Source organism: Streptomyces sp. NPDC012794 (genome assembly GCF_042901085.1).
Lineage (GTDB): Bacteria > Actinomycetota > Actinomycetes > Streptomycetales > Streptomycetaceae > Streptomyces.
Genome location: NZ_JBIBCI010000047.1, coordinates 1 through 5456, shown reverse-complemented (window position 1 = coordinate 5456; position 5456 = coordinate 1). Strand labels below are relative to the sequence as shown.

Here is a 5456-nt window from a genome sequence, read left to right as displayed (position 1 = left end):
ACGGGGTATCAACTTCTGGCGTTGATTTTTGGCACGCTGTTGAGTTCTCAAGGAACGGACGCTTCCTTTGTACTCACCCTCTCGGGCTTTCCTCCAGGCTTTCGTTCTGTTCTTCGTTCTTGCGTTTCCGACTCTATCAGACTCTTTCGTGTCCGATTTCCTCGGCGCTTTCGAGGTTCCGCGCTTTCGCGCTTTCCCTTTCCGGCGGTTCCGACTCTATCAGAAGTTTTCCACCGGTTTTCCCGGCTTCAGCGTTTCCGAATGGAGAGTCGAATGCACTCCACCCGGAACGAGTCCCTCTGTGGAGTGTCGGCTGCCGAACTTGTCCAGTTCGAGGCAACCGTTTAACTCTACAACCCGCCCCCTGGGGTGTCAAAACGACGCCGGACCCCCGTGCAGCCGGCCCAGCAGGACGACCAGCACGCCGCTTCAGCGTCGGCGGTGCAGTACGGCGATGAGGGTGGCGAGGTCCGCGGCACCGACCGGGTCATCCGCGTAGCGGGCGGTCTGAAGGGGGCCGACCTCGGGAAGGACGATCTCCTCCCGCGCCAGAACATGGACCAAGGTCAACAGCGCGGCGCGGGCATTGCCATCGCTGAAGGGGTGGAAGAACGCCACGTCGAGGTAGGCACGGGCCGCCCGGCCCGCCAGCGGGACGTCAGGGTCGGTCGTCTCGTGCAGGCAGGAATCGAAGTCGGCCCGCGTGCGAGCCGTCAGACCGTAGCGCTCGCGGCCGGCCTTCGCGTAGGCGTCGCTCACGCGGAACGCTGCCCTCGGTGCCGCGAGGACCGCCCGCTGCCAACCGGCCAGCAGGGCGAAGTCCAGCGGGGCGCGGCGTACGGCGTCCTCTCGGGCCAGCGCGTATGCGGCGAGCAGACGCTCGGCGCGCATCGGATCGCGCCGGCGTGCGGGCCCCTCGCACCAGGACCGGAAGCCATCGCGGCCTGGCTGGAGGCGCTGCAGGGCCGGAGCGCGTTGCCAGTCGGCCTCACGGCGCACGCGCAGCCAGACCGCGAGGCTGTCAGTGGCGGCGGTCATGGAATTCCTCCAGAGCCGCCCTCTCCCCGTGGTCCGGGTACGCGGCGTGGCCGGTGAGTCCAGTGGCCAGATCCTCGGCAACGGATTCGATCAACTTCTGTCCCGGGTCGACCCAGCTCTTGAACCGGCCGCCGATCGCGCGCTCCACCGCTCGCTCGGCTTCGACTCGGTCCATGCCGGTGCTGGTGAGGAACCAGCCCAGGACGATCGACGCCTGGCGGTACCAGCCGCCCTCCGCGCCCGAGTCCAGCGTGTGGGTCACGAGCCGGACGCAGGCCCGTTCCAGGTGCCAACTGCGGTCCTCGGGTGCGGCGTCCGGCGCCGGTGCCAGTTCGAGGAAACGCTGGGCCGTCCCCTCCAGCCACTGCCGCCACTCCAGCAGGGCGGCTACGACGCGTGCCGCGGTCTCGTCGGGGGTCGTCACCGAGCTCGGCCCGCTGATCCAGTTGCCGATGGGCCCGCCGGAGCGGTAGCACCAGCTCCACCCCCAGGCCCAGGTGCCGTACCGCTCCCGGATGACCGCGTCCACCTGACTCTCGCACCAGCGCTCGCCCTGCCACCAGCCGGCCAGGCCGGAGAGCACGGGTGGCACCCACTCGCGGACCAACGAGCGGAGCCGGGCCTCCTCGTCCTCGTCCCAGGCGAACGGGTGGCGGGCAGGGTCGATCTCATCCCAGTTCCGGATGCCCCCGTAGGTAACGGGGGGCACGCGGTTGTCGGGGAAGGGCAGGGTGTCACGGTTGTACGTCAGCGCCGGCCTCTCTTCCTGTCCGATGTGATCGGCCCATCAGTCTCGGCTCGGAGCCCCTGGAGCGGCGACTGGTTTTCGGCCCCCACCTCGTGCGGGCATCGGGCCGAGGGGCAGCCGACCATGACCTGGCGCAAGGGCTCAGGAGCGGCGATGAGCTCGCACTTCGTCCTTCCGAGGGCCGGTTGGCCTCAGCCGCCTTGCGAAAGCCTGCCGCCGCGTCGAGCACGGCTCCCGCGATCTCAAGACCGCTCTGGGCCTGGACCCTGTCGGCCGCGACGCTGTGTGGCTTCGTGCGTGGTCGGCCCGGGCCACGTCTGGGCACACCGCCTTCCACTCCGGAAGTTCGGCCTGGCCGCGCTCCCGACGGTGCGGGATGGCGAGGCCGGTGCCCGGATAGCCGCCGTCGACGTTCGTGAGGGTCTTGCCGACCGCTGTCTTGGCACCGGACTCCTCCCACGCCCTGCAGTCATGGCGGTTCCCGGCGAAGCCGCCCGACCACGACGACCAGAGGGTTTATACGTCGATGACGACCTGGTGGTTGGTGGAGTACCTGTAGTTACTGACCTTGAAGTCGTCTTGGCGTAGGGGCTGGCGAGGATCGAGACCCTGATCGGCCGACGGCTTCACAAGTCCATGACGCTATCGGGCATCTCCCAACTGCTGCGGCGGCATGGTTGGAGTCATCAGGTGCCGGCCCGTCGTGCCCTCGAGCGGACGAGGTGGCGGTGGTCGGCTGGGTGAGGGACGTGTGGCCACACGTGGAACCATCGCGGCGGCGCTCGGATCCTGGGTCGTCTTCGAGTGCCGCCGACCACACGCACCTGGAGCAAACGCGACAGCACGCCGGTCATCCGGGTCCGGGGACGCTCCCAGCGTCGCTGCTCCATCGCAGCCCTGTGCTGCTACAAACCCGGCGAACGCTCCCGCCTGATCTACCGGCCAAACGACACACCGACCACAAGAGCGGCGGTCGCAAGAGCTTCCCCTGGACCGAGTACCGCGACCTCCTCATCGCCGCCCACCAGCAGCGCGGCGGCCTCATCGTCCTCATCTGGGACAACTTGAACGTCCACAAAGACCGCCGCATGCGGGCCTTCACCGATCCCGAGCACCTCATCAGCAGGCTCCGACACGGCCTCCGGCAGATCCAATGCCGCAGCCCGGTACGGGGAGATGCGGGTCGCTTGTCTAGGGTGATCACCAGTACGGGAGTTGACTGACCGACAGCTTCTGGCATGTCATCAAGGAGCGTCAACAGCCGTGAAGAAGATCAAGGCCGCCATCCTCGCGTTCGCCGCCGTGGCCGGACTCACCGTCGCCGCCGCGCCGGCCCAGGCCGCCCCGTGCAGTACCGGGGGCGCCCAGTACATCTGCGAGTACGGCGTCACCAACCACGCGCTTCCGGGGAACCAGCGGGAACAGTTCCTGGTCGGCACCGACTACGCGGTGTGGACCCGCTGGACCACCAATGGGCAATGGTCCGGCTGGTACTCCCTCGAGGGAACCGTCTGGAGCAAGGTCAGCATCAGGGAGCAGACCGACCTTGGTCCCCACGCCATCTGGATCTACGCCAAGGGCTCCAACACCCAGACCTGGGGTCGGCTCCGCACCGAGCCCGGCGCGAACTGGAGTGGATGGGACTGCCTCAGCTGCGCCGACGGCTGAGTCCTTCCCCGTCGCGGATCTCGACGGCGTTCGACCATGGCGAATGGCCCCCGGCGGGATGCGTTCCGCCCGGGGCCGTCCGTCGTGACTGCCGGGGACAGCAGCGCCGCGTCGGATGCGTTGTGTGGTGTCCTGGGACCGGCCGCTGACGCTATTGGACGCGGAGGGGATGACGTGCTGCACCCGCCGTACCGTGCTCGGCTTGGGCGTCGGAGTGGGTGCCGGTGCCATGTCCTCTGCCGCTGCCGCTGCCGATCCGCAGGCAGGACGTCCTCGAGCGGAGTCTGTTCCGGCTCCCCGAAGTGCGCCGGGCGACGCGCAGATCCCTATGCCGATCACAAGAGCGGCGGCCGCAAAGGCTTCGCCTGGACCGAGTACCGCGACCTCCTCATCGCCACCTACCAGCATCTCGGCGGGCCAATTGTCCATATCTGGGACAACTTGAACGTTCATAAAGGCCGCCGCATGCGCGAGTTCATCGACGCCCACGACTGGTTCATGGTCTACCAGCTGGCGCCCTACGCACCTGGTCTCAACCTGGTCGAGGTCATTTGGTCGCTTCTCCCTCGGACCAGCCAGGCCAACATTGCCTTCGACGGCACCGACGACCTCATCTGCCAGATCCAGTACCGAAGCGACATCATCGACGGCTGCCTCGCCACGACCGGCCTCACACTCACGACACCACGCCTACAACCTCGGTAATCGACTGCGCGGCAATGGTGTGGTCGCGGGGTCGGCACAAGGGTGTCCTGTGTGCTCGGCAAGCAGGAGGGCACGTGGGGCTGGTTCTTCCCGGGCGACGGAGACAACAGCATCCGGGTGCGTCCTGGTCCTACGCGGCTTTGCCGCATTCCGGCGGCGCCTGGCCCAGGCCGAGGGGTTCGTCCTGTCGGAGATGCGGGGCTTCCGCGGCGAGCTCCCGTGGAGCGAGGTGTCCGCCCCTCTGGAGCCACTCCCCGATCATCCGGCTGCCGGCGGTGACGACCTCTCGCCCGCCTAGTGCGCGTCGATTCCGGCCCGACTGGAGGCGATCACCGACCAGTGGGCACGGGAGGAAGGCGACCAGCTCCTCCAGCAGCACATTGAGGACGCCCGCCAGCTGACGCGCGTCCTGTGGTTCTGCATCGAGAAGGACGTCCCGCTGGCTTTCCTCTGAAGCCCACCAATCGTCGAACCCACTTACGGGACTGCCGCCGGTCCACATCGCAGGGTCCGGCCCCGCGTCGAGCACGCCTGCTGACGCATGAAGCACTACAAGATCCTTCCCGACTGCCGCCAGCGCGGCAATAAACTCCACCACGCGGTCCAGGCCGTCGCCCTCGCGCACAACCTCGCCCTCACCGGATGACAGACCGGCCCACGCGACGTTCCGTAACACGCTTTAGTTCTCTGACCGAAGGGGGTCGCATGTCGGACGGTACGGCCGAAGCAGGGGCGGGGATGAAGGGGATCACGTTTCCTGCCTGGCACGGAAAGCACTACGTGACGCTGGCTGAGATGCTGGTTCGTCTCGGCAGCTTCGGCCTGGACCTGACGTGGCGCGTCGAATTCGACGAGATCGTCGATCCTCGCTGCGTCGAGATGGAGAGACGGTCCGCCGACGCCGGCATGGACACGTTGACGCTGTTGTCGCTGACGACCCCGTTCCTCCAGCTGATCGACGCCGAAGCACGTGGGTTCGCCGAGGACAAACTGGTGATCGTCCTGACCGAGTTCGACAGCTCCTTGTGGGACGTCAGGGCCGTCGACGAGGGCGTACTCAGCGAACTCCGCCGCCACTATCCGGGTGCCAGAGATCTCTGAGCGGGGCGCTTCACGCCGGGCGGAGCCATAATGGGCCACCCCGGCCAGGGTGGTGACCGGCTTCGCCCAGGCGTCCCCGGTTGCCGGTCGGCAAAAGGCCGTGAACGCAGAAAAGCCCCGCACCAGAAGGTGCGGGGCTTTCCCACAATGATTGTTCGGCGGCGTCCTACTCTCCCACAGGGTCCCCCCTGCAGTA

General features: G+C 67.5%; 5 protein-coding genes and 4 pseudogenes. 6 read left to right on the top strand and 3 right to left on the bottom strand.

The window, feature by feature from the left end:
• Positions 1-429: 429 nt before the first annotated feature.
• The 3 genes and pseudogenes from ACFY7H_RS33930 to ACFY7H_RS33920 all read right to left on the bottom strand — a co-directional run.
• Complete coding sequence (locus tag ACFY7H_RS33930; protein WP_388946550.1) at positions 430-1038, bottom strand: Fic family protein; 609 nt, start codon at positions 1036-1038, stop codon at positions 430-432.
• Positions 1022-1747, bottom strand: a complete 726-nt coding sequence (locus ACFY7H_RS33925) for a hypothetical protein (RefSeq protein ID WP_388946548.1) — start codon at positions 1745-1747, stop codon at positions 1022-1024. Before ACFY7H_RS33925 ends, ACFY7H_RS33930 begins: the two co-directional genes overlap by 17 nt.
• Before the next feature lie 312 nt (positions 1748-2059).
• Positions 2060-2347, bottom strand: a pseudogene (locus ACFY7H_RS33920) (IS5/IS1182 family transposase); the annotation flags it as partial.
• Between the two features lie 30 nt (positions 2348-2377).
• Here ACFY7H_RS33920 and ACFY7H_RS33915 point away from each other — a divergent pair.
• The 6 genes and pseudogenes from ACFY7H_RS33915 to ACFY7H_RS33890 form a co-directional block, all read left to right on the top strand.
• A pseudogene (locus ACFY7H_RS33915) lies at positions 2378-2589 on the top strand (winged helix-turn-helix domain-containing protein); the annotation flags it as partial.
• 1 nt (position 2590) lies between these two features.
• A pseudogene (locus ACFY7H_RS33910) lies at positions 2591-3009 on the top strand (IS630 family transposase).
• Between the two features lie 40 nt (positions 3010-3049).
• On the top strand, positions 3050-3454 hold the full coding sequence (locus ACFY7H_RS33905) for a hypothetical protein (RefSeq protein WP_388946545.1): 405 nt from the start codon (positions 3050-3052) through the stop codon (positions 3452-3454).
• 36 nt (positions 3455-3490) lie between these two features.
• Complete coding sequence (locus tag ACFY7H_RS33900; protein WP_388946542.1) at positions 3491-4159, top strand: transposase; 669 nt, start codon at positions 3491-3493, stop codon at positions 4157-4159.
• Between the two features lie 499 nt (positions 4160-4658).
• Positions 4659-4805: pseudogene (locus tag ACFY7H_RS33895) on the top strand (IS5/IS1182 family transposase); the annotation flags it as partial.
• A 59-nt stretch (positions 4806-4864) separates the two neighbouring features.
• Positions 4865-5260, top strand: coding sequence for a hypothetical protein (locus ACFY7H_RS33890; protein WP_388946539.1), 396 nt, complete (start codon positions 4865-4867; stop codon positions 5258-5260).
• Positions 5261-5456 lie beyond the last annotated feature (196 nt).

Coding starts and splice junctions, on each gene's coding strand:
- ACFY7H_RS33930 (WP_388946550.1), bottom strand. CDS start 1,038: ATGACCGCCGCCACTGACAGCCTCGCGGTCTGGCTGCGCGTGCGCCGT.
- ACFY7H_RS33900 (WP_388946542.1), top strand. CDS start 3,491: ATGGCGAATGGCCCCCGGCGGGATGCGTTCCGCCCGGGGCCGTCCGTC.
- ACFY7H_RS33890 (WP_388946539.1), top strand. CDS start 4,865: ATGTCGGACGGTACGGCCGAAGCAGGGGCGGGGATGAAGGGGATCACG.